This window comes from Erythrobacter ramosus (assembly GCF_009828055.1).
GTDB lineage: Bacteria > Pseudomonadota > Alphaproteobacteria > Sphingomonadales > Sphingomonadaceae > Erythrobacter > Erythrobacter ramosus.
The window spans coordinates 233,034-252,206 of record NZ_WTYB01000003.1 but is presented as its reverse complement, the minus strand read 5'-3'; the positions used below and the strand labels follow the sequence as shown (position 1 = coordinate 252,206).

The 19,173-nt window shown below is 65.9% G+C and carries 15 protein-coding genes, 1 tRNA gene and 1 riboswitch; all 16 genes read right to left on the bottom strand.

Annotated features, from left to right (window positions below; all coding sequences use genetic code 11):
* Positions 1 to 65: 65 nt before the first annotated feature.
* The 16 genes from GRI59_RS13890 to murD all read right to left on the bottom strand — a co-directional run bounded on the left by GRI59_RS13890 (position 66) and on the right by murD (position 19,168).
* On the bottom strand, positions 66 to 2,006 hold the full coding sequence (locus GRI59_RS13890) for a TonB-dependent receptor domain-containing protein (protein ID WP_160761839.1): 1,941 nt from the start codon (positions 2,004 to 2,006) through the stop codon (positions 66 to 68).
* Between the two features lie 117 nt (positions 2,007 to 2,123).
* A riboswitch (cobalamin riboswitch) is annotated at positions 2,124 to 2,311 on the bottom strand.
* A 293-nt stretch (positions 2,312 to 2,604) separates the two neighbouring features.
* A tRNA-Ala gene (locus GRI59_RS13885) sits at positions 2,605 to 2,680 on the bottom strand.
* Positions 2,681 to 2,799: 119 nt separating this feature from the next.
* Positions 2,800 to 3,726 carry a hypothetical protein gene (locus GRI59_RS13880; RefSeq protein WP_160761838.1) on the bottom strand — a complete coding sequence of 309 codons (927 nt, stop codon included), beginning with the start codon at positions 3,724 to 3,726 and terminating at the stop codon, positions 2,800 to 2,802.
* Between the two features lie 190 nt (positions 3,727 to 3,916).
* Positions 3,917 to 4,663: a Bax inhibitor-1/YccA family protein gene (locus tag GRI59_RS13875; RefSeq protein ID WP_160761837.1), complete on the bottom strand. Its 747-nt coding sequence runs from the start codon at positions 4,661 to 4,663 to the stop codon at positions 3,917 to 3,919.
* Positions 4,664 to 4,804: 141 nt separating this feature from the next.
* Complete coding sequence (locus tag GRI59_RS13870; protein WP_160761836.1) at positions 4,805 to 5,605, bottom strand: pyrroline-5-carboxylate reductase family protein; 801 nt, start codon at positions 5,603 to 5,605, stop codon at positions 4,805 to 4,807.
* A gap of 13 nt (positions 5,606 to 5,618) precedes the next feature.
* Positions 5,619 to 6,125 (bottom strand): type III secretion system chaperone family protein, encoded by a 507-nt coding sequence (locus GRI59_RS13865; protein WP_237440851.1) that lies wholly within the window; start codon positions 6,123 to 6,125, stop codon positions 5,619 to 5,621.
* A gap of 159 nt (positions 6,126 to 6,284) precedes the next feature.
* On the bottom strand, positions 6,285 to 7,751 hold the full coding sequence (locus GRI59_RS13860) for an SPOR domain-containing protein (RefSeq protein WP_237440850.1): 1,467 nt from the start codon (positions 7,749 to 7,751) through the stop codon (positions 6,285 to 6,287).
* Positions 7,752 to 7,844: 93 nt separating this feature from the next.
* Positions 7,845 to 9,551 (bottom strand): cell division protein FtsZ, encoded by a 1,707-nt coding sequence (ftsZ, locus tag GRI59_RS13855; RefSeq protein WP_160761835.1) that lies wholly within the window; start codon positions 9,549 to 9,551, stop codon positions 7,845 to 7,847.
* A 154-nt stretch (positions 9,552 to 9,705) separates the two neighbouring features.
* The gene (gene ftsA, locus GRI59_RS13850) at positions 9,706 to 11,040 is read right to left on the bottom strand and encodes a cell division protein FtsA (RefSeq protein WP_160761834.1); all 1,335 of its coding nucleotides are present in this window, start codon (positions 11,038 to 11,040) and stop codon (positions 9,706 to 9,708) included.
* Entirely contained in the window at positions 11,040 to 11,966 is a 927-nt protein-coding gene (locus tag GRI59_RS13845; protein WP_160761833.1) for a cell division protein FtsQ/DivIB, read from the bottom strand. The genes ftsA and GRI59_RS13845 overlap by 1 nt, the downstream gene beginning before the upstream one ends.
* A complete protein-coding gene (locus GRI59_RS13840; RefSeq protein ID WP_160761832.1) occupies positions 11,944 to 12,939 on the bottom strand; it encodes a D-alanine--D-alanine ligase in 996 nt (331 codons plus the stop codon). The genes GRI59_RS13845 and GRI59_RS13840 overlap by 23 nt, the downstream gene beginning before the upstream one ends.
* Positions 12,936 to 13,901 (bottom strand): UDP-N-acetylmuramate dehydrogenase, encoded by a 966-nt coding sequence (murB, locus tag GRI59_RS13835; RefSeq protein ID WP_202391022.1) that lies wholly within the window; start codon positions 13,899 to 13,901, stop codon positions 12,936 to 12,938. The genes GRI59_RS13840 and murB overlap by 4 nt, the downstream gene beginning before the upstream one ends.
* On the bottom strand, positions 13,898 to 15,343 hold the full coding sequence (gene murC, locus GRI59_RS13830; RefSeq protein ID WP_160761831.1) for a UDP-N-acetylmuramate--L-alanine ligase: 1,446 nt from the start codon (positions 15,341 to 15,343) through the stop codon (positions 13,898 to 13,900). Before murC ends, murB begins: the two co-directional genes overlap by 4 nt.
* Complete coding sequence (gene murG, locus GRI59_RS13825) at positions 15,340 to 16,575, bottom strand: undecaprenyldiphospho-muramoylpentapeptide beta-N-acetylglucosaminyltransferase (RefSeq protein WP_160761830.1); 1,236 nt, start codon at positions 16,573 to 16,575, stop codon at positions 15,340 to 15,342. Before murG ends, murC begins: the two co-directional genes overlap by 4 nt.
* Positions 16,572 to 17,801, bottom strand: a complete 1,230-nt coding sequence (locus tag GRI59_RS13820; protein WP_160761829.1) for an FtsW/RodA/SpoVE family cell cycle protein — start codon at positions 17,799 to 17,801, stop codon at positions 16,572 to 16,574. The genes murG and GRI59_RS13820 overlap by 4 nt, the downstream gene beginning before the upstream one ends.
* A complete protein-coding gene (gene murD, locus GRI59_RS13815; protein ID WP_160761828.1) occupies positions 17,798 to 19,168 on the bottom strand; it encodes a UDP-N-acetylmuramoyl-L-alanine--D-glutamate ligase in 1,371 nt (456 codons plus the stop codon). The genes GRI59_RS13820 and murD overlap by 4 nt, the downstream gene beginning before the upstream one ends.
* Positions 19,169 to 19,173 lie beyond the last annotated feature (5 nt).

Genomic DNA, 19,173 nt, shown 5'->3' with positions numbered 1-19,173 from the left:
TTTGCTGCGATTGCGAGGGGAATGGCACAACGTCCCCCTCCCCCGATGAGGGAGGGGGACAAAAGTCAGAACCGCGCCTCCACACCCACGACTGCCGAGCGCCCCGGAGAGACGAAGCTGAACACCTGCTCGTAGCGTTCGTCCAGCAGGTTATCGACGCGGGCGAAGGCGCTGATGCCGTCTGCCAGTTTCACACGGGCATTGAGGTTCACTAGCGTATAATCGTCCAATATCACCCGCACCGGCACGAAGCTCGGATCGGTGAAGGCGACATCGGGTGTCTCGCCATTGTGGCGCACGACCAGCGTCGCCGAAGCAGCATCACCTGGCGCTCTCCATGTCAGCGCCGCGCTGGCGATGTGCTGCGGGCGGCGCACCTCCTCGATACCGTTCTCCTCGGCATCGAGATAGGAATAGGCCGCGTCGAGGCTCCATTGCGCGGCCAGTCGGGCATTGAGCGACACTTCGACCCCGCGTTGCTCGCTCACGGTGGTGCGGTTGGCGGGAGTGGCGATGAAGTTCGGCGGCGGGAAGGTGGTGAAGATCTCACCCTCCAACTCGCTGTCAAAGTAGGCCACCGAGACCCTCGCGGAATCGCCGAGGTCTTGATCGAGGCCCACTTCCCACCCGGTCGACTTTTCTGGGCGCAGGTTTTCATTTCCGATGAAACGGCCATCGACGAAGCCGAACAGTTCGAAGAAGCCGGGGTTCTTGACCCCGCTGCCCCCCGCCGCGCGCAATCGGGTGGTGTCGGTGACGCGGTAGCCCGCACCGACGCGGAAGGTGGTCGCATCGGCAAAGCGGTCGTTGATGTCATGGCGCAGCGCGGCCGAAAGGTCGAACGCCTCACCCGCATAGCGGTATTCGCCCACGAAGCCGACCTGCTCGACGGCCCGCCGCCCGGTGAAACCGCCACTTGCCGCCAGGGCATTGCGGAAGCTTTCACGCTCGAAGTCCGCCGCGAAGGTGAGGTTGTGTGCGTCCGCCAGCTTGAACGCCGTGACATAGGACGCCTTGACCCGGTCGCCTTCGCTGGCCGAGGTGAGACCGAAGGGGCTGTCCGTTTCGCGGTCGACTTCGGCGATCTGCGCGGACAGATCATGCGTCCAGCGCCCGTCCAACATCTCGGCCCGCGCACCAACGAGGGCATAGACGGCCTCGTTGGTGAAGGTCACCCCGGGACTGTCGATGGTGAAGCCGAAGGTCGGGCTGGCGCTGTCGAAGTCGCTATCGTTGGTCTGTCCTTCGGTGCGGATGAAGCGGGCTGCGGCGCGCAGGGCGATGCCTTCGGCGACCTCAACGCTGCCCTTGCCCGAGACAGTGTAGCTGTCGCGCCCGATATCACGGGTGCCGCCCCGCGCATTGGGCTGACCGTCGGTGCTCACGACCACGGCAGAAAGCGCCGCGTCCCAGCTGTCGCCCGCCGCGCCATAACGCAGCGCACCGTTGATGGTGCCTTGGGTGCCGCCCTCGATCCGTGCTGCAAAGCCGGGTTGGCTCCGCCCGCTGGCGCTTTCATAGGCAACCACGCCGCCGATCGCATCCGGGCCATACAGCGCCGATTGCGCCCCACGCAGCACTTCAACCCGCGCGCCGGGCTCAGCCTGCAAGGTGCCAATGTCGAACTCGCCCGCGTAGGGATCCGAGACTTCGATCCCGTCGACCAGCACCAGCACATGATTGGCTTCCGAGCCGCGCAGGCGGATCTGGGTCTGGCCTGCTATGCCTGCGACCGCCACGCCGGGAACATCGCGCAGGACGTCGGCAATGTCGCGGGTCTGGCGCTGTTCAATTTGTTCGGCGGTGATGACCAGCGCAGAGCCAGTGTATTGCTTCAGCAGCAGATCATCAGCGCGGCTTGCGGAGACGAGAATTTCGGCGGGCACCCGCAGATCGGCAAAGACGATCTGTTCTTCGTCCTGCGCTCGCACATCCTGCGCGTGGCCCACGCCATGCACCATCAGCGCCGCCCCAGCGACGCTGCACAACAATTTCAAATTTCTCACGGATTCCTCCCGTCATCAGCAACATGAAGGCCGCGAGGGGATCCCATCCCTCACAGCCCGGTGATGTCGCTCACAACAGAAGTGTTTTTCCGCGCCTGACCAATCCCTGAGCCAAGCAAAGAGCGACACGCCCCGGTCGGTCTCCTGGCTCACGGATCAGCGCATCCGGTACTCACCTTCCCAGAGCATTGCTGCTCCAGTGGCTGCCCCTTTCGGGGCGCGCTACCTGATACTCACCGCTTACAGTTGCAGGGACAGCTGCGGAATCAAACCGCATTCCCGTTACCTTGGCGCGTTGTTTGTTTAGGCGCTCGTCTCCGCGAGCGCAATCCTCGCTCACGCTGGCTGCGCCAGCATCGCTGCGGGCGGCCGGTCGGCCTTGCGGCGCTATGCGCCGTTACAGCGCCAAATCTCAACAGTGGATGGGTGTACCTCCGGCGTGCAGCGCCGCAAGCGCGACCGCGCGTCGCCGCTTATGCGGCGGAGCCAAGGCGGACGGACGTCCGCCGCCCGGCGTTTGAGGGAAAACAAAAAACACCCGCGCCCGGCGTCTGAGGGCGAAAACAAGGAATCCAGTTTTCATGCGAAGCCTGAAAACTGGTGGAGCCGAGGGGGATCGAACCCCTGACCTCGTCATTGCGAACGACGCGCTCTCCCATCTGAGCTACGGCCCCGTTCCAGGTTTTCGCGCCCGCCACCGGCGGTGCCGGGGAGCGGGCGAGCGCGCGCATTAGCGAGAAGCGCAGGCCCTTGCAACGCAAGATTTGCTGCCTGCAACCCTCCCGCCGCGCACTTATTGGCCGGATTTGCCCTTCGGCGGAGTGGCCATCGGTTCAATGATCGGCTGCGATACCACACCCTCATTGACCGGGATCACCGGGACCGGAAGCCCGGTCACAGGGTCGATCACGGTCTGCACCGCGACGCTCGGCACGACGAAGCCGCTGGCGCGGGCCTGCTGCACGGCAACCCAGCCGGGCTGCGAGGCGCCATAAAGCGTGCCCCACTTGTCGTCCCATGTCGCTGAGGCTTGCTGATAGGCCTCGTAATCAGTGAAGAACTGATCGAACGGCATCAGCAGCCCATCAAAATTGGCACGGGCAAAGGCGAGCACATCTGTCGGCGGTGCGGCCAGAGCGCGGTTCGCCACGTCGAGCGTGGCGCGGCAGAAGCCAGCGCGGGCAGCGGGTTCGGCGAAGAAGTTGTAGACCTGCGTGGTGTAGCCATCGCGCGCCACCATCGCATCGCGGCGGACCCGGAAGCGGCTGGTGTAGCTCTTCTCGAGCCGGTCATTCACGGCCTTCAGCGATTTGACGTTCTTGGTCAGGAAGGCGCGATAACCTTCGAGGATCGGCTCATATTCGGCCGTGAGGCAATTGAGCGCCGCGACATTCCAAGCCGAGCGCAGGTTCCAGATCAGCTGGTCATCCGACAGGTTGCTGTTGACGGTGACGCGCCGCCCATCAGGCCCGCGCGGAGGAATATCCATCACATAATGCGCGCCGCCGGGCGGAAGCGGGCGGTAAGGCACGGCCTCGACCACCACCGGGGCGGGCGGCGGCGGGGGCGGCGGAGGCGGCGGCGGTGCCGGGGTAGCACAGGCTGCGAGCAACGCGCCGCCCATGGCCAGAGTGGTGATCGCCAAGCCGAACGGCGTGCGCGCGCTGGTGCGTTCCTGCGCCAATGACGGGGACGGGGACGTGTGCGGGGCCGCGCTCATTGAAATAACCTCTCCTGCTGCGGGCTGTGCTGCCACTGGCGGGATAAGCATGTGCGTCCCCGGCTTGCTCCAACCTTAAGCGTCCGAGATAGCCGCCCCGGCGGACAAAGCAAATGCCCGGAGCCTATGGAAGGCCCCGGGCATCCGACATTTCAACACCTGTGTCAGGCTTCTGCCTGATCCAGATTAGTTATTCCCGGTTGCCGAGGAAGCTCAGCAGGAACTGGAACATGTTGATGAAGTCCAGATAGAGGCTCAGCGCGCCGAGCACGACGGCCTTGCCGGCAAACTCGGTGCCGCGCAGATACTCATACTCGGTCTTCAGTCGCTGCGTGTCATAGGCGGTAAGACCTGCGAAGATCAGCACGCCGATGAAGCTGATGGCGTAATGGAACGCAGGGCTCTGCAGGAACAGGTTGATGACCATCGCCACAATCAGGCCGATCACGCCCATGATCAGGAAGCTGCCCATGCCGGACAGGCTCCGCTTGGTCGTGTAGCCATAGAGCGACAGGCCGGCAAAGGCCGCCGACGTGGCGAAGAAGGTCGTGGCGATCGAGCCGCCGGTGTAAACTAGGAAGATCGACGAGAGCGACAGGCCCATCAGCGTGGCGAAGCCCCAGAACATCAGCTGGAGCGTAGCGGTGCTGAAGCGGTTGGCGCCAAAGCTCATCGCAAAGACGACGGCCATCGGCGACAGCGCGACGATCCAGCGCAGGATACCGCCGGTGAAGATGGTCTCCGCCACACCACTGGTGAAGGCCAGCAGCGCGACAATCCCGGTCAGCAGGATGCCCGACGTCATGTAATTGTAGATCGAGAGCATGTGCTTGCGCAGGCCCTCGTCATAGCTTGCGCGGCCGGCGACGTCGCCTCCGGCGCGGGGCACGGAGCCCATACGCTGCGCATTGCGCGAGGTGTCATTCCAGTCAGCCATTGCGAAACCCTTAGCCTTTCCTATCGGAGCGCGGAAACGCCCGCGCTCTCCAATGGAGGGAATATCGGAGTTTCCTCGGCGCATTTCAAGCGAAACCGGATTGCAAAGCGCGCAATTGGTTCAGCTTAACCGATGTTAATCTTAACTGCCTTTCGACAGCGCCGCACCCTTGTCGCGGGTGGCCCGCAAAGTGTCGGCCAGCAAGCGGCGCAGGGCCGCGTTTTCGTCGAGCACGTTGAGGCCTTCGCGGGTCATCCCGCCGGGGCTGGCGACCCGGTCGGCGAGCGTGGCCGGCCCGACATCCGATGCCGCAGCCAAGGCTGCCGCGCCTTCGACCGTGGCGAGCGCGAGGCTGGCGGCGGTGCTCTCGTCCAGCCCGAGGTCGATGGCCGCACCCGCCAGCGCGTCGATAAAGCGATAGACAAAACCCGGCCCCGATCCGGCGAGCGCTGTGACGAGATCGAATTGCGCCTCGTCCCCCAGCCACACTGCGCTGCCGAGCGTGTCAAACAGAGCGAAGGCGGCGGTGCGTGCCGCCTCGTCAAGTCCGGCCTCGCACAGGATCACCGGTGACTTGTTGATGCGCGCAGCAAGGTTCGGCATCACCCGGACATGGGCGGCGGCGTGCGGGAAGGCGTGTCCGAGCTGGCCGAGCATGATCCCGGCGAGCAACGAATATACCGAAACACCCTCGCCCGTCAGCGCCTGAAGCCCCGGCCCGAGCGCCCCCAATTGCTGCGGCTTGAACCCGAGCAGAACAGCGTCATGCCCCGCGCCTGCGGCCTCTTCCGCGCTGCGATAGAGCGCCACGCCGTCCGGCGCCTCGGGCAAAGCGGGATCGAGCACCGCAAACCGCGCTGGGTTTTCGCCCGCGGCCAGCCACCCGGCCAGCATCGCTCCGCCCATATTGCCGCAGCCGATGATGAGAAGCTTCTGTGTCATGCGAGGCAGGCTCTCAGGCCTCGCCCGCAGCGTCAACCATCGCCGCATCAAGTGCCTCGCGCGGTGTCTTGCCGCCCCACAGCACAAACTGGAACGCCGGGTAGAACCGGTCACATTCGTCGATCGCGCATTCGACCAGCGCCTGCGCCATGTCGATGCTCAACCGCCCGTGATCACCCAGCAGCGCGCCGTGGCGGTAGAGCAGCACGTCGCCGTTCGACCAGATATCGAAATGGCCGAGCCACACCTGTTCGTTGACGAGGCACAGCAGTTCATAGGCCGCCCCGCGCTTGTCCTCCGTCACGCGAATATCGGGGAGGCACAGGAACTGAAGCACACCGTCTTCGGCCCGCCAGATCGCGCGCAGCTGGTAATTGGCCCAGCTGCCCTGCACTTCGCCGGTCATCTCGTCATCCGAGACCAGTTCACACGGCCATCCGCGCGCGGCAAACAGGCTGGCGAGCATTTCGACGGGGGCGGCATCGTCCTCGGCGGAATAGTCCATGTCTTGCACTCTCATGGCCGGGGGAACGCGGGAGGGAGGGTCGTTTGCACCATTGGGGCAACGCATGAACGGGTTGGGGTGTGGTTGGCAATCGCCCACGTCAGGGCGGCTGGGGAGAACCGGATAGAGCTGTGCAAAGCCTGTGCAAAGATCGTGCACAGATGGCGGAAAACTCTATTTAACTGGCTGAATTTCTTCGCCTTCTGGGCTCACATAGAGGAAGCTGTCGATCCCCTTGGCCTTGAGCTCGCGCAGCAGGGCCTGGGCCTTGTCACGATTGTCGATCGGCCCGGCCAGCAAGCGGTTCGCCTCGCCCCAGCGGGTGGTGTACGGCTTGAGCTTGGCGAGCGGCGCGCCGCCCTCCTTCGCGATGCGCCGCCAATCGAACCCGAGCGCCTTGACGTTCTTGCCGGTCGCCACCTGCACCCAGACGCGGCTGGGGTGGACCGGCTTGGGCGGTTCCTTCGGTTTGGCTTTTTCAGGCGGCGGCGGCGGCAGTTCGCGCTTCACCGTGATTCGCGAAATATCGACCGCATCACCGCTGACCCGCGCATCGGGGAGCGGGGCGTTGACGAGGTCGGCAAAGGCATCGGCCACGCGCACAGGGGCGGCGGGCGGCGAAGGGGGCGGCGGAAGCGGCGCAGCAACCGGGGGCGGCGCGGGCAGGACTGCCGCGACCGTTGTGACAGTGACCGGAGCGACGGTCGCGACCCGTGTCGGCTCAGGCGCAGGCAAAGGCACAGGTGCGGGCGTCTGGGCAACTGGGGGAACGGTCCGCGAGTCAAGCAACGGGCCGGACGGGGCCAGCCGACTCCCTGCCCGTTCCTCAGCGGCAAAGCGCGCAAGGCGCGGATCGTCGCGCCCGATATCGGCGGCGCGCGGGAAGATTCCGAGATTGGCGGCGGCGGCTTGCTGCGGCTTGGTCAGGCGCGGCATGTAACCGAGGTAGGGCACCAGCCGGGTCGCCAGATCGCGCGGCATCACCTGCTCGACAATCAGGGTTGCGCGGTCGCTTTCGCCCATGATCGCAAGGCCGAAGGCGCGCGCGCGCTGTGCAGCCATATCGCGCTTGTCGAGCAAGGGCCGCAGTGTCTCTTCAAACCGCGCGCGATTGCCGGAAATCGCGAAACTGACTGCGAGTCTGCGGCGCGCCTCGTCATTGCCGGCATCAAGCGCGAGCGCACGGGCATATGTGGTCTGCGCCGTAGCCTGTTCGCCGATGAGATCGAAACTGAGCGCCTGATCGGTCAGCACGGCACGCTCATCCGCCCCGCCCGCCAATGCACGTTCGAATTGCTGCAACGCCTCGCCCGCACGGCCTGCGCGCAGATAGACCGAGCCCAGCCCCAACGCAGCACCGGGATGCCCTGGATCGACGTCCGCCGCGCGGCCAAAGAACCCGATCGCCGCTTCCAGATCGTCGACGCCGAGGGATGCCTGCCCTGCCTCGATCAAGGCATCGCGGTCACGCGGCGTCTTGGCCAGCGCCACCAGCGCGCGGTTGAGACGCTGGACTTCGGGCGCGGGGAGCGCCTGCACGACGGGTCGGGAAATCGTCTCCTGCGCCGCCACGCTAGCAGGCAGGCCGCCAAACAGGGCAGCACTTAAAGCCAGTATGGAAAGGCGCGACACCATGGTCATGCTCTAGCGTGCCTGTCGCCGCCCGCCAGTGGCCCGGCGGCGGCGCGCGACCAACAGCGCCGCACGCGCGCCGGACGGCGTTACGGCCGTGGGTTACTGGTTGTTCTGCCGTCCAAGGAAGCGCGGAATGCTGAGCGCCGGGCCATCATCCCCGTCATCATCTTCCTCGTCATCGCGCGCGTTGCTGCGCGACAGGTTGGCCATGCGTTCGAACAGCGTGCTGCCGGCGCCCGAACCGCCGCCGCTGCCACCGTCTTCGCTCCCGCCACCCAGCAGCGACCGGCGACGTCCGCCGCCAAGCTTGGCTTCGACCGGACGGTCCTGCGCCGCCAGACGGTCAGCATTGGCGAGCAGATCGTCTTGCACGGGCTCGTCCTCGTAAGCGGAATAGCTTTCGCCGAGATCGAGTGTGCCTTCATTGTCCGCGGCAGGCGCGGGGGCCGTAGCCACCGGCTCACCATAAGGGCCGGCCTCGTCCGCGCCGCGCAACCCAGCGAGCGGATCGACGATGTCATCGACGTCGTCGTCATATTCGTTGCTGTAGTCGTCACCGGCCTGCATCCCGCTCAATTCGAACGGCGCGGCGGGCGGGTAATCGGCGTCTTCCGCTTCGTCCGACAGATCGAGCGTTTCTTCGTCATAGCTGACGGGCGCGGGCGCGGGTGCGGGAGCCGCAGGCGGTTCATAGGCCGCCGGAGCTTCAGGCTCGGGCGCTTCGTCCACTGGCGGCAGTTCGGTGAGGCCTTCGTCTTCCGAAAGCTCCAGCACCGGACGCTTGGGTGCACGCGACGCGCCGAGCGAGACCGAATGCGAACGCTCGACATGGCCGATCGCGCTCTGCTCGATCCCGGTGGCAACCACCGAGACGCGGATCTTGCCCTTGAGGTCGGGGTTGAATGCCGAGCCCCAGATGATGTTGGCGTCTTCGTCCACCAGCTCGCGGATGTGATTGGCGGCTTCATCGACTTCGAGCAGGCGCATGTCTTCGCCGCCAATGATCGAGATGATCACCCCGCGCGCGCCGGCCATGCTGACGCCGTCGAGCAGCGGATTGGCAATCGCCTGTTCGGCCGCGTCGAGCGCGCGGTTCTCACCTTCGCCCTCACCGGTGCCCATCATCGCCTTGCCCATCTCGCTCATGACGGAGCGGACGTCGGCAAAGTCGAGGTTGATCAGGCCCGGCATCACCATCAGATCGGTGATCGAACGCACGCCCTGCTGGAGCACTTCGTCAGCCAGCTGGAAGGCTTCCTTGAAGGTGGTTTCCGCCTTGGCGACCAGAAACAGGTTCTGGTTGGGGATGACAATCAGCGTGTCGACCTGGCTCTGGAGCTCCTCGATCCCGGCTTCGGCCGCGCGCATCCGGCGGGTGCCTTCGAACAGAAACGGCTTGGTCACAACGCCGACGGTCAGCACGCCCATGCGGCGCGCAGCTTCCGCGATCACCGGCGCAGCGCCGGTGCCAGTGCCGCCGCCCATGCCAGCAGCGATGAAGCACATATTGACGCCTTCAAGCGCCCTTTCGATTTCGGCGACGGTTTCTTCCGCCGCAGCCTTGCCCACCTCGGGACGCGCGCCCGCGCCAAGGCCGCCAGTGATGTCCGGACCGAGCTGGATGCGCCGCTCAGCCGGTGAAGTGGCGAGCGCCTGCGCATCGGTGTTGGCGACAATGAATTCGACGCCCTCAATTTCGGCAGCGATCATGTTCGCAATCGCGTTGCCGCCGGCCCCGCCGATCCCGATCACGGTGATGCGGGGACGCAGATCGTCAGTCACCGCGGGTCCGATATTGATGCTCATCAGCTTGTCCTCCAGGCGCAGGTGCAGGAATTTCTCATACTACGGCCCGCGGTTAGTGTCTGTGACATAATCACGATGTATATTTTATACCGACGATGTCCTTATCCACAGTGCAAGGTCTGATCATCAATCGGCAGAAGCTTGTGCGGCGCGGCTAGAAATACTCCTTCACGGCCCGCACCAGCCGCGCCAGCAGAGCCATGATCCCGGTTTCGCGTGCGAACGCTCGGTACACCCCGCCTCGTCCAGCGCCCACCGCGCGGATATCGACCGGGTCTTCGGCGGCATAGAGGCACAGGCCCGCCAGCGTTGCAAAGCCGGGTGCGTGGTGTGCTTCGGGCATCCCGGACAGCTGCGGCGGACGGCCAAGCCGCACGGGTTGCCCCAGCGCGCCCTGCATGAAATCGGCCATTCCGGCGAGCTCTGCCCCGCCGCCGGTCAGCACCACCTGACCCGCGCGGGATCCGGCAAAGCCCATGCTTTTGAGCGCTTTGCCGATCTCACCGGTCAGGACGGAAAGCTGCTGCGTCACCACCGCGACCAGTTCGGCGCGCAGAATGCGGTTCTTGTCGTCCGCGCCGCGCGCCAGTGGGCCGACCGGCGCGCCCTCCCCACCTTCGCCGCCAACCTCTCCGGGGCCATTGACCGGGATCAGTTCGCGGTGATCGGCCGGGCTGGCGATAGCCGAGCCAGCGACGCACTTGAGGCGCTCGGCTTGCGAACGGCGGATGCCGAAGCTGCTGGCGATGGCATCGGTGATGTCCGCCGACCCCATCGGCACCGCGCGCAAGCCCAGCAGCATCCCGCCCGCAAACACCGCGACATTGGTGATGTCCGCGCCGATTTCGACCAGCGCCACGCCGAGTTCGCGTTCTTCCGGCGTGAGGCAGGCATGACCCGCTGCCAGCGGCGCGGCCACGACGCCTTCGACTTCGAGATGCGCGCTCTGCACCGCTTCGGTCAGGTTCCGGACCGGCGCGCCGTCCGCCAGCATCACATGAATATCGACACCCAGCCGCTCGGCATGAAGCCCGCGCGGGTTCGCCACGCCATGCGCCCCGTCCAACGTGTAATGCGCTGGCTGCGCATGAAGTACCTTGCGGCCGTCGGGCTGGATCATGTCCTGCGCCTGGATCAGCAGCTGCTCGACATCCTCGTCTTCGATCCGCCGTCCGCCGATCTCGATATCGACTGCGACCACGTGGCTGGCGAGGCCAGCTCCGGCGCAAGCGATCCAGACGCTTCTGACCGGGGTATTGGCGCTCTTCTCCGCGCGTTCCACCGCATCGCGGATCGCGTGGGCGGCGGCGGTCATGTCGGTGACATAGCCGCGCTTGATCCCGGCGCTGGCGCGGTGGCCGGAGCCGAGCACCTGCAATTCGCCGTTCTCGGTCTCGCCCATGATCATCGCCGAGATGCGGAAGCTCCCAACATTCACGGCGGCGTAGGTGCGCGCGAGGCGGCGCGGAGTGGCGGGGCGTGAAGCCATCAGGTGGTCTCCCTTTCGTCCGTCGCGCCCACGACCTTGGGCTCGGCGACACCTTCGGGCAGGCGCAGATACAAGCGCGGCGGCGTACGCATGTCGAAGGCCAGCACCTTGCCGCCGAGCAGCCGGTTCTGGCCATCGAGCTTCGCAAACTTGACCAGCGCGGTCGCGGATTCGACTTCGCCTTCGGGCAGCGCGAGCAATTGTCCCGTGCGGAAGGTGAGGTTCCAGCGGCGGTTGCCGACCCATTCCGCAGCTTCGACCTTGGGCGCCAAGGCAGGCGCAGCGGCCAGCAGGGTTTCGAGGCTGCGCGCCTGTTTGCCCGCGCCCGGCCCGGCGAGCCGCAGCATCCCCTTGGCTTTCTCCGGCGCGACCGGCTCAAGCTCGACCCCGGTGGCGTCAATCAGCATCAGCCGGTCCGGCCGTTCGAGCACCGCGTGCGGCTCACGCTCGACGATATCGACCACCAGCGTATGCGGCAGCTGGATCGAGACGCGCGCGTCCTTGACCCACGGCAGCGCCCGCAATTCCGCGCGCAGCTTGGCCACGTCGACGTCCGGCATCGCCTGATTGCGGGTGGCGAGCGCGCGGGCATAGACCTGCTGTTCGTCCATCCGCGAGGTGCCGGTGACACGCACATGGCGCACTTCGAACCCGGCATCGGCGGCAATCCGCGCCACCTGTGCCTGCGCCAACGCGGGCACACCAGCCAGACTGGCGATCACGAAAGCGATCCCGACGCCCGTGCCGATAATCATGGAGAGCCAGATGCGGCTCCACTGTTCCTCGGTGAAAGGCAGCACGCCCATCGCCTTGTCGAGAATACCGCTCGCCTGCCCCCGCGCGCGGCGGGCGGTCTGGCTGCGGCTCTGCGACTTGGCTGCACGGCGGACCCCGGTGGTGCCGTTACGCCTGATCTGCTGTGCCATTGCCGCCCCCCTTTGCCTGTTTCGCCGCGTGCACCCGCAGGGCTTCCGCTACCAGCATCTCGACCAGATCGGCATAAGGGATGCCGCTACGGGCCGCTTGTTCGGGCACGAGGCTGAGCGGCGTCATGCCCGGCTGGGTGTTGGTTTCGAGCACGAACAAGCCGTCCTCCCCCGCTTCGTCATCCCAGCGGAAATCGGTGCGGCTGGTGCCGTGGCAACCGAGCACCTGATGCGCCCTAACCGCATAGGCTTCGCACAGCGCGGTGATTTCGGGTGGGAGCTTGGCCGGGAAGATGTGCTCGGTACGCCCAGCGGTGTACTTGTTCTCGTAATCGTAGAAGCCGTTCGCCACGACCAGTTCGGTGACGCCCAGTGCGCGTGGGCCATTGGGGCCGTCCAGCACAGCGGCGGTGAGTTCACGGCCCTTGATGAAGGGCTCGGCGAGTAGTTCGGCGAATTCCTGCCACGGGCCGCGCGCATCCGGGCTGATCGGGTTGCCGACATTGCTCTCGGTGGTGACAATCGCGACGCCGACGGAGGACCCTTCATTGACCGGCTTCAGCACATAGGGGCGCGGCAACGGGTCGCGCTCGTAGAGTTCCTCGCGCGTCACGATTCGCCCGCCGGGCATGGGGATTCCGTGGGGCACCAGCGCCTGCTTGGTCAGCTGCTTGTCAATCGCGATCACCGAGGTGGCGAGGCCCGAATGGGTGTAGGCCAGACCCATCAGGTCGAGCATCCCCTGCACCGTCCCGTCCTCGCCCGGAACGCCGTGGAGCGCGTTGAAGACGACATCGGGCTTCGCTTCGTGGAGCCGCAGCGCAACGTCGCGGCCCATATCGATCCGGGTGACGCGGTGGCCCTTGCTTTCCAGCGCATCGGCCACGCCCGCGCCGCTCGTCAGCGAGACGGGGCGTTCGTTGGCCCAGCCGCCCATCAGGACTGCAACGTGGAGGGGTTTGGGAAGGCTCACGGACGTCCTACTCGCTGGATTTCCCATTCAAGGCTTACGCCGGTTGCAGCGTAAACCTTATCGCGCACCATCTCGCCCAGCCCTTCGATGTCGGCGCTGGTGGCGGTGCCGGTGTTGATGAGGAAATTGGTGTGCTTTTCGCTGACCTGCGCGCCGCCCAGCGTCAGACCACGGCAGCCCGCGCGGTCGACCAACTCCCAGGCCTTGTGGCCTTCGGGGTTCTTGAAGGTCGATCCGCCGGTCTTGGTGCGCAGCGGTTGTGAGGCTTCGCGGGCGGCGGCGATGCGGTCCATCTCTGCGCCGATTTCGGCAGGATCGCCGGGGTGACCGCGGAACCGCGCTGAAACGACAATCGCCCCATCGGGCAGCGCCGAATGGCGGTAGCCGTAATCGAGTTCGGCGGCAGTCAGCGTCACGAAGGATCCTTCGGGCAGGATCACCGCGCAATCGAGCAGCACATCGGCCACCTCGCGCCCGTAGGCCCCGCCGTTCATCCGCACGAAACCGCCGACGGTACCGGGGATGCCGCGCAGGAATTCCACGCCCGCAATGCCATTGTCCCGCGCCGTCGAGGCGACCAGAATCCCGCTCGCCCCGCCGCCGCAGGTGATTTCATTCTCGCCGGTGATGGCAACGCCCGCGAAGGCCTTGCCCAGCCGCACCACCACGCCGGGAACCCCGCCATCGCGCACGATCATGTTCGAGCCGAGGCCCAGCGCCATGACCGGGATTTCCCCGCCGAGCCGTTCAAGGAAGGTCTTGAGGTCGTCCAGATCAGCAGGTTCGAACAGCCAGTCAGCCGGCCCGCCAGTCTTGAACCACGTATAGGGTGCAAGCGGGGCCTTGCAGGTCAGCTTACCGCGAATGCCTTCGAGCGGCACGGGCGCCGACACGCCGCCTTCGACTGCGCAGGTAGGGGCAGCGCCGTTATCATATTCGTAGCTGTCGCCCGGCTGGTTCATGCCGCATCCCGCTTGGCGGTGATGGCAGGCGCGAGGCCCGCCGCCCAGCGCGTGATGTCGCCCGCGCCAAGGCACACGACCATGTCGCCCGGTTGGATTTCACCTGCCAGTGTCTCGGCCAAGGCGTCCGCCCCGGCGATTTCGCGTGCCGCACGATGCCCGCGCGCCTTCATGCCGGCGACCAACGCGGTGTGATCGACCCCCGGCAGCGGCTCCTCGCCCGCCGGATAGACTGGGGCGACATAGGCGATATCGGCATCGTCAAAGCAGGACTGGAAGGCGTCCATCAGATCATTGAGGCGCGAATAGCGATGCGGCTGGGCAACCGCGATGACGCGGCCACTGGTCCCCGCCACAGCCTCGCGCGCGGCGCTGAGTACGGCGCGGATTTCGACCGGGTGGTGGGCGTAATCGTCAATCACCGTCACCGCGCCGCCGTCCACCGCGACGGAGCCGACCTTGGTGAACCGCCGCCGCACGCCCCCGAAGCGCGCAAAGCCGGTGCGGATCACCTCGTCCGAACAGCCCATCTCAATCGCCACGGCAATCGCGGCGAGCGCGTTCTGGACATTGTGGCGGCCCGGCATTGGCAGGTGCACGCCTTCGATCCGGCGATCCTCGCGGCTCTCCTTGGGCCCACGCTGGCGCACGATCACATCGAAGCTGTTGCCGCCGTCGAGGCTGCGGATATTCACGCCGCAGATGTCGGCTTGCAGCGAGAAGCCATAAGTCACGACCTTGCGATCGCGCACCTGGCCGATCACCGCCTGCACTTCGGGGTGATCCACGCACAGCACCGCCGCGCCGTAGAAGGGGACGTTGTGGATGAACTCCACGAACGCCCGCTTCACTCCGTCGAAATCGCCGTAGTGATCAAGGTGTTCGGGGTCGATGTTCGTAACAACTGCGATCGTCCCGTCGAGGCGCAGGAAGCTGCCATCGCTCTCGTCCGCTTCAACCACCATCCAGTCGGAATCGCCGAGCCGGGCGTTCGAGCCATATTGTTCGATGATGCCGCCGTTAATGACGGTCGGATCAACCCCGCCTGCATCGAGCAGCGTGGCGATCATGCTGGTTGTCGTGGTCTTGCCGTGCGTGCCTGCCACCGCGACGGTGGATTTGAGCCGCATCAGCTCGGCTAACATCTCGGCGCGGCGCACCACAGGTATGCGGGCTTCCAAGGCGGCGGCGACTTCGGGGTTGGTACGACGCACGGCGGTGGAGGTGACGACGACCGCCACGCCCTCCACATTCTCCTTGGCGTGGCCGATATGCACCGTGATCCCGCGCGCGCGCAGGCGCTCAACGCTGGGGCCTTCGGAAATGTCGGAACCTTGGACAGTGTAGCCTAGGTTGCGCATCACCTCGGCAATGCCGGACATGCCGATCCCGCCGATGCCGACAAAGTGGATCGTGCCAATATCAGTGCCGACGCCCTTCATGCGTCTGACCCATGATTGACGGCGTCCTTGGCCGCCTTGCGGGTCGCGGCATGCGGGCGGGTAGTGGCTTGCGCTGCGCGGTGCGCACCTTCGCCGATGCGGATCACGTCCATCAGATCGATCCCGCTCATGCTCTCGACAAGGTCAGCGAGGTCATTCGCCGCATCGGGCCGCCCGCAATTGAAGGCGCAATGCGCGGCGTTGGCGAGGCTGGCGGGGTTCATCGCCATCGCCTGAATCTGCTTTGCCAGCTCCTTGGGCTGGAACGCATCCTGCCGGATCATCCGGGCGCCGCCGGCCTTCACCATCTCGCGAGTATTGACCGCCTGGTGATCATCCGTCGCTATCGGCAGCGGGACGAGGATCGCCGGACGGCCCACTGCGGTCAGCTCGGCAATGGTCGAAGCGCCCGCGCGGCCGATGAACAGGTGCGCGTCGGCCAGCCGTTCATGCATATCTTCAAAATAGGTCCCAAGTTCGGCCGGAATATCATGATTGGCATAGCGCGCCCGCACCGTCTCCAGATCCTCGGCACGGCATTGCTGAGTCACCTGCAAGCGCTGGCGCAGTGCAGGCGGCAGCATGGCGAGGCCATCAGGCACCACCTCCGAAAGCACCCGTGCGCCCTGGGATCCGCCGGTCACTAGAATGCGCAGCAGGCTTTCGTCGGTAAAGGCCGGGAAGTCCTTGTCGCGCAGGGCCAGAACCTCGGCGCGTACCGGATTGCCGGTCAGGCGCACCTTGTGGGCGTGCTTGGGCTTCAGGCGGTCGACCTTGTCGTAGGAGGTCGCAATCGCGTCCACCCGGCCTGCCAGCAGGCGGTTCACCCGCCCCAGCACCGCGTTCTGTTCATGGACGATGCTCGGCAGCTTGGCCGCAGTCGCCGCCAGCAGCGCAGGGAGCGCGGGGTAGCCGCCGAAGCCGACGATGGCAGACGGTGCAAAGGCCTCAAACAACCGCAGCGCCATCGCGCGGCCTTCCAGCACCGCGCTGATCCCGGCGGGCCAGCCCAGCGGGTTCTTGCCGAAGCGCCCGGCGGGCAGGACATGGGCGGTGAGGAAATCCGGCTTGCCGGGGATCGCCGCGCCGCGTTCATCGGTGATCAGCGCAACGTGATGACCCCGCGCGTGCAGTTCTGCCGCCAGCGCAAAGGCCGGGATCAGGTGCCCGCCGGTGCCGCCTGCGGCCAGCACATAATGGCGAGAAGCGCCGGTTGGGGTATGGCTGGTCATGAGCTGGGATCCTTGCGTTCGATCAGATCGCGCAAACTGCCGCCCTCACGAGCGAGGAACGGATTGCGCCGGGTGATCGCCAGCAATAGCCCAAGCGTGAAGCACACCGCCAGTGTCGATGAACCGCCATAGGAGATCAGCGGCAAAGTCATGCCCTTCGAGGGAAACAGTTTGAGGTTCACCAGCATGTTGATGAAGGCTTGCCCGCCGAATTGCGTGATGAGGCCGGTGGCGGCCAGCAGCGCAAACAGATTGTCCTCGCCCACCAGCCGCACCAACACTCGCAGCACCAGCGCGCAATAGAGCAGCACGATCAGCCCGCAGGTGATCAGCCCGAACTCCTCGCCAATGACCGAGAAAATGTAATCGGTATGCGCCTCGGGCAGGTTCATCTTCCTTACGCCAAGCCACAGGCCGGTGCCGGTCCAGCCGCCCGCCGTGATGGTGCGTTGGGCGAGGTCGACCTGATCGAAGGCCGTGCCGCCGCCCAGAAACCCGTCAATGCGATGGCGGGCATTGTCATAGAACACATAGGCCAGCCCGAGCGCGCCCACGCCTGCGCCGATCAGCCCGGCAATGCGCTGCCATGCGACACCCGCCAGCAGCACCATCACCAGCCAGATCCCGCCGAACAGGATCGCATCGCCAAGGTTGGGTTGCAGCATCAAGAGGCCCGCAATCAACCCCATCAGCCCGGTGACATACCACACCACCGGGAGGCCCGGATCGCGCAGGCGCCAGCTGAGGATCCAGGCGCAGATGATCGCAAAGCCGGGCTTGAGGAACTCGGACGGCTGAAGGCTCATGCCGACATTGATCCAGCGCTTGGCACCGTTCTTTTCCTCGCCGATGATCGGAACCACGAACAACAGCGCCAGCATGACCGCACCCACCAGAATACCGAGCCGCCGGGCCTGATCGCGGTTGAGGAACGACAGGCCGATCATCAGCGTCAGCCCCATCAGTTGAAACACGATGTGCCGCTTGAAGAACATGAAATCGGCCACGCGCTCTTTCGCGGTGGAGAGCTGGTCGGCGCTGGCAGGCGAGGCCGCAGCGACCGCGACGATGCCGATCGCCATCAACAGGCCGATCAGCAGCAGCAGCACTTTGTCGACTTCGCGCCACCAGATGCGCAGGGCATCACGCCAGCGGCGCTGCACAGGGACGGGGGGGAGAAAATTGCCGGCGCCGCGTGGGGCAGAGGTATAGGCCGGTGCCGTCATGGCAGAATGCTCCGGCTTGCGGCGTCGTCCCCGGCGTCACAACCGGTGATGACCCCGACCATCTGGCGGAAGTGGGTGCCGCGCTTCTCGTAATCGCGGAACTGATCGTAACTGGCGCAAGCGGGTGAGAGCAGCACCACCTCGCCCGGACGCGCTGCTTCGGCCGCGCGGCGCACGGCTTCGCTGATCAGCTCACAGCGGTGGGTCAACACCTGCCCTTCGAGCAGATCGGCAAACATCGGCCCGGCCTCACCCACGGTATAGGCAGCCGCGACATTGCCAAGATGGTCGGCGCAGGCGCCCAGCCCATCTTCCTTGGGCAATCCGCCGACGATCCAGTGGATGCGCGGCGCGCCGTCATTGATGGCCGGGTCAGGCGGGAACGCGGCAAGCGCCGGGGCAGCCGAAGCGGCGTTGGTCGCCTTGCTGTCGTTGATATAGATAACGCCGTCCACCTCGCACACGCGCTCCATCCGGTGCGGAAGGCCGCGATAGGTCGCAAGACCGTGGGCGATCTGCGTATCGGTCAGCCCCAGCTGGCGGCAGATCGCAACCGCAACGGCGGCGTTCTGGGCATTATGCGGCCCGGCCAGCGAGGGCGAGCGGCCCTCTGCCAGTCCCGCTGCCTCCAGATCGGCCGTCTTGATCCGCACCAGCGGCTTGCCCCCAGCGGCCAGCCGGTCAGCGATGGCACGGGTAGGTTCATCCTCGTCGCAGATCAGCGCCGTGCCGGTCTGCTGCATCTCGAACAGGCGTTCCTTGGATGCGGCGTAGGCTTCAAAGCTGGCGTAGCGGTCGAGGTGATCGGGCGTGATGTTCGTCAGCGCGGCAATGTCGCAATCGAGCGTGAAAGTGAGGTCAATCTGGAAGCTCGACAGTTCGAGCACATAGACCCCGCCTTCGGGCAGCGGGTCCTGTCCTAAGATCGGGTCGCCGATATTGCCGCCCATCACAGCTGGCACACCAGCGCTTTCGAGGATGTGGTGGGTCAGCGCGGTGGTGGTCGACTTGCCGTTGGTGCCAGTGATGCCGACCACGCGGTGCGGGGGCAGGTGCGGCCGCGCGGCGGCAAACAGCTCGATATCACCGATAACCGGCAAGCCATATTGCCACACATGCGGAGCGATGGGGTGTGAGTTCAGCGGCACACCGGGCGAGACGACCACGCCCGCAAAGCCGGTGAGGTCCAGCTCCAGCGGGTCGATCAGGCGGCAACGGCCCACGAAGGGTTCACGTGCAACGTCCTGTCGGTCCCAACCGATCACTTCCGCCCCGCTCGCGATCAAAGCCTCAGCCGCCGCGGCGCCCGAGCGCGCGAGGCCGAGCACCGCGTAACGCTTACCGGCAAAGGCGGGGGAGGTGATCATCCGCG

Excerpts from the sequence above, each read along its gene's own strand:
- GRI59_RS13880 (WP_160761838.1), bottom strand. The coding sequence starts at position 3,726 with ATGAGCGCGGCCCCGCACACGTCCCCGTCCCCGTCATTGGCGCAGGAA.
- GRI59_RS13875 (WP_160761837.1), bottom strand. The coding sequence starts at position 4,663 with ATGGCTGACTGGAATGACACCTCGCGCAATGCGCAGCGTATGGGCTCC.
- GRI59_RS13870 (WP_160761836.1), bottom strand. The coding sequence starts at position 5,605 with ATGACACAGAAGCTTCTCATCATCGGCTGCGGCAATATGGGCGGAGCG.
- GRI59_RS13865 (WP_237440851.1), bottom strand. The coding sequence starts at position 6,125 with ATGAGAGTGCAAGACATGGACTATTCCGCCGAGGACGATGCCGCCCCC.
- GRI59_RS13860 (WP_237440850.1), bottom strand. The coding sequence starts at position 7,751 with ATGACCATGGTGTCGCGCCTTTCCATACTGGCTTTAAGTGCTGCCCTG.
- ftsZ (WP_160761835.1), bottom strand. The coding sequence starts at position 9,551 with ATGAGCATCAATATCGGACCCGCGGTGACTGACGATCTGCGTCCCCGC.
- ftsA (WP_160761834.1), bottom strand. The coding sequence starts at position 11,040 with ATGGCTTCACGCCCCGCCACTCCGCGCCGCCTCGCGCGCACCTACGCC.
- GRI59_RS13845 (WP_160761833.1), bottom strand. The coding sequence starts at position 11,966 with ATGGCACAGCAGATCAGGCGTAACGGCACCACCGGGGTCCGCCGTGCA.
- murB (WP_202391022.1), bottom strand. The coding sequence starts at position 13,901 with ATGAACCAGCCGGGCGACAGCTACGAATATGATAACGGCGCTGCCCCT.
- murC (WP_160761831.1), bottom strand. The coding sequence starts at position 15,343 with ATGAAGGGCGTCGGCACTGATATTGGCACGATCCACTTTGTCGGCATC.
- murG (WP_160761830.1), bottom strand. The coding sequence starts at position 16,575 with ATGACCAGCCATACCCCAACCGGCGCTTCTCGCCATTATGTGCTGGCC.
- GRI59_RS13820 (WP_160761829.1), bottom strand. The coding sequence starts at position 17,801 with ATGACGGCACCGGCCTATACCTCTGCCCCACGCGGCGCCGGCAATTTT.
- murD (WP_160761828.1), bottom strand. The coding sequence starts at position 19,168 with ATGATCACCTCCCCCGCCTTTGCCGGTAAGCGTTACGCGGTGCTCGGC.